The 2,887-nt window shown below is 42.4% G+C and carries 5 protein-coding genes; 4 read left to right on the plus strand and 1 reads right to left on the minus strand.

What is annotated here, in order from left to right; translation table 11 throughout:
- Positions 1-109 precede the first annotated feature (109 nt).
- The 4 genes from AB1S50_RS19215 to AB1S50_RS19230 all read left to right on the plus strand — a co-directional run bounded on the left by AB1S50_RS19215 (position 110) and on the right by AB1S50_RS19230 (position 2,230).
- Positions 110-760 (plus strand): RHS repeat-associated core domain-containing protein, encoded by a 651-nt coding sequence (locus AB1S50_RS19215; protein ID WP_367152854.1) that lies wholly within the window; start codon positions 110-112, stop codon positions 758-760.
- 7 nt (positions 761-767) lie between these two features.
- The gene (locus AB1S50_RS19220; RefSeq protein WP_367152856.1) at positions 768-1,244 is read left to right on the plus strand and encodes a hypothetical protein; all 477 of its coding nucleotides are present in this window, start codon (positions 768-770) and stop codon (positions 1,242-1,244) included.
- An 88-nt stretch (positions 1,245-1,332) separates the two neighbouring features.
- Positions 1,333-1,812 carry a hypothetical protein gene (locus AB1S50_RS19225; RefSeq protein WP_367152857.1) on the plus strand — a complete coding sequence of 160 codons (480 nt, stop codon included), beginning with the start codon at positions 1,333-1,335 and terminating at the stop codon, positions 1,810-1,812.
- A 208-nt stretch (positions 1,813-2,020) separates the two neighbouring features.
- Positions 2,021-2,230, plus strand: a complete 210-nt coding sequence (locus AB1S50_RS19230; RefSeq protein WP_367152859.1) for an Eco29kI family restriction endonuclease — start codon at positions 2,021-2,023, stop codon at positions 2,228-2,230.
- 529 nt (positions 2,231-2,759) lie between these two features.
- Here AB1S50_RS19230 and AB1S50_RS19235 read toward each other — a convergent pair.
- Positions 2,760-2,887: transposase domain-containing protein (locus tag AB1S50_RS19235; protein WP_367152251.1), on the minus strand; the 128-nt coding region annotated here is incomplete at its 5' end.

Here is a 2,887-nt window from a genome sequence, read left to right on the forward strand (position 1 = left end):
AAAGTGCGTCGGGGGCTGTAACTTGATAAAGTATCCTCCGCACTGGGCTGCATGTTCTTTAAGTGATTGATGTTACTGGGGTTGTAGTGAATCTTGTAGCGGATTTGCGTTGGGCCGTTTTTATTACAACTACTACCGGGACTACGACCCGAGGATTGGTAGATATCTCCAATCAGATCCGATTGGGCTGGATGATGGGCCAAACACCTATAGCTACGTAGATAACAGCCCGATCACTTATGTTGATCAAAACGGCTTAAACAAAAGGCGGCCTGGAGCACCATCGCCTTTACAATCGCTGACAAATGTGCAAGTTAGAATTTTAATTAATCAGATTAGGCAAATTGACCCGGCATACCGTTTTCCAGTAGCATCACCAGGCGGATCAGGTCAGCCAGTAAATTATAGTCCGACCACGGTTAGGCAATTACAGCGGATTCTTAACTATGCTCAGAATGCTAATGTATGTGGGCCTGCAGCTACAGCACCAGTTGGTAGGTCTGGCAATAATCCGCTGAATGTATTGCCTAGCCCATTAACATCACCCACTATGATAAGTGGTGTTCCATTTTCACAGCATGCGCTTCAGCAAATGCGCGCTCGAGGGATACCGCCGACACCGGTTTTAAACGCGATACAGAATGGAACGAGGTCTCCGGGCAATGAGCCAGGAACGACAATGCATGTTGCCCCTGGCGTAACTATAATCACAAGCTCGACGACAGGAAATGTCATTACAGTAATACCAAATGGAACCTAGAGAATATATGGATATAGCTATAGAAGCTGAATTACTAAGGTATCAGCTATTGATGGGAATGGTTGATAGCAAAAGTGTGTCAAAATGGGCGCAAAATAAAATAGCTGGCAACGAAGAATTTCCTGATTTAGTTTACGACTTATCATTAAGTGTAGAAAAAGGTGAGTCTGAAACATCGCGTTTGCTTGGTTTGCTGGCAGGTAATTCTGAGTGCAAAGAAGTAATATTTATTTTGTTCAAAGAATTTTTAGCAATTGCATCGAAGTCTTTTGACGGTGCAAGAAAAGTTGCGTCTTACCTTTTTAGCCTTGGCGCTCTCTACACAGAGATTAATAATGTAAATATTACTTTCTTTAATGATGCATTTCAGGAGGCTGAATTAGGCTTTTTTAACAAAGAGGAAACACAAAAAAAGTTAGTTGATTACTTGGCCTCTTGTGTTGAGGGTGGAATTAAATCTGTTGATGCTGGAGGGATTAATTAGGGCGTCTAACAAAACTTTAGAAAGTTGCAGAATAGGCTGTTTGCTCAAACGGATTTACTTTTCATTAAAATTTTATCAGGTAAGCAACTTGCAATTTATTATTGAGTTAGATGGCCAGATGAATCTAGGAGAGCTTTCCTATATAAGGAAGGAAAGCTCTTTAGCGTTTGAGCCTTATGATGGTCGCCATGGATGCTCAACTTTAATTATAAATGACATTGAGTTAGTAGTCGGTGACGAAAATACTGTGCTTTTTACTGAAGGCTATTTTCCTGAACAGTTTTGGGTTAAATCAAAGTTAAATATTCCCGAATCAAAGCCAGGAAAGTTATCTGTAGATAGAAAATTTTTTTCCGCCAAAGAAAATGAAGGCATGTCAATACGATTAACACAGCCTGCCGAATGGGAAGTTACTCATGACCCGTTCTCAGGCTGGATCTGTATTGGTGATAAATTTGCAGTAGGAAATAAAGTTATAGAATATTGCTCCCGTCAAAAGGTGGTCTTGAGTGAAGAGGGCGAGTTGCTTTCACTATGGATTAAGCCCCACATAAAGATGGATGTATAAAATAGCTTGGATTGCCAAATTCTCTATAGATGGCAGCTAAGGTTCTAACGGTAGATGAGAGTTGACACTGGACAGCAATCTAGTTGTGGTCGGAGATGACCAGTAATGTGAGACATCATCGCATTGAAAATCAGCGTTTCGAAAGACTATGGAATAGTTATTGGGAAGGCCGCCCTAAAAGAAAAGGAGATTGAAATCTCAAAGGTTTTTGAGGTTATGGAGGCGATCTCCCGGCAAAGGACGTTTCAATCAGTTACGGTCGCGTTGGGATGTATTACATCCTGATAGAGGGTGGGCTTGTAAATGCCAAGAGAGGCCGGAAACCCAGGCACAAATAATCAATAATGTGCAAAATCATCTAATTGAGATCGCTCACCAGCATTTTCGAGAAGACCACTTGGAGTTCGAAGAGGGGTGACAACGGTGCTTCGGTGCAATAATGGAGAGGCTTTCTAAGTTTTTAAGAGAATGCCAAGTGAGTAGGAATTGCTCGTCCTATGTCAGTGCCTTACCAAGGCACTGGTCAGAATGTCAAGCAGGAATGAACTCGGCATTAAAAGGAAAACCTCACCCTAATGTAGACAAATGTTGACTCATCACATTGATCTAAAGAATTAGCGCAAAAAGTAACCAAGCGGCAACATTGCGCTCACCGCGAATAATTTTAGGATTTCTCAACCGGACGGACACACAATAGTTTAAAAAACACTCTAACTGAACTAGTGGTTTGCCCAGTTGGACGGGTTTTTTGACGGCTTATGGAAAATTAGGAAAATAAATCTTTTTTATATCAATTAGTTAGGACAACTTTTCAACTCCCGCCATCACCATCTTAAAGAGCCCTAATGAGCCTTCACCAGCCATTAGGGCTTTTTATTTGACCCGCAATATTCCTCACAGAACATGCGGGTTAATGCGGGCTCCCCTCTAGGGTAAGCGTCCGGGCATCACACCTTGTCAGCAGGAACCCAGTTATGGGGCAGCAGCTCGCCGATAGCACTGGCGCGATGCATCGGTAATCGCTGCATCACATCTTTCAGATACGCAAAGGGATCATGACCATTCAGCTTGGCTG

The organism is Microbulbifer discodermiae (genome assembly GCF_040742695.1).
Taxonomy (GTDB): Bacteria; Pseudomonadota; Gammaproteobacteria; order Pseudomonadales; family Cellvibrionaceae; genus Microbulbifer.

Bases quoted from the DNA above. Each gene is read 5' to 3' on its own strand.
- AB1S50_RS19220 (WP_367152856.1), top strand. From the start codon at position 768: ATGGATATAGCTATAGAAGCTGAATTACTAAGGTATCAGCTATTGATG.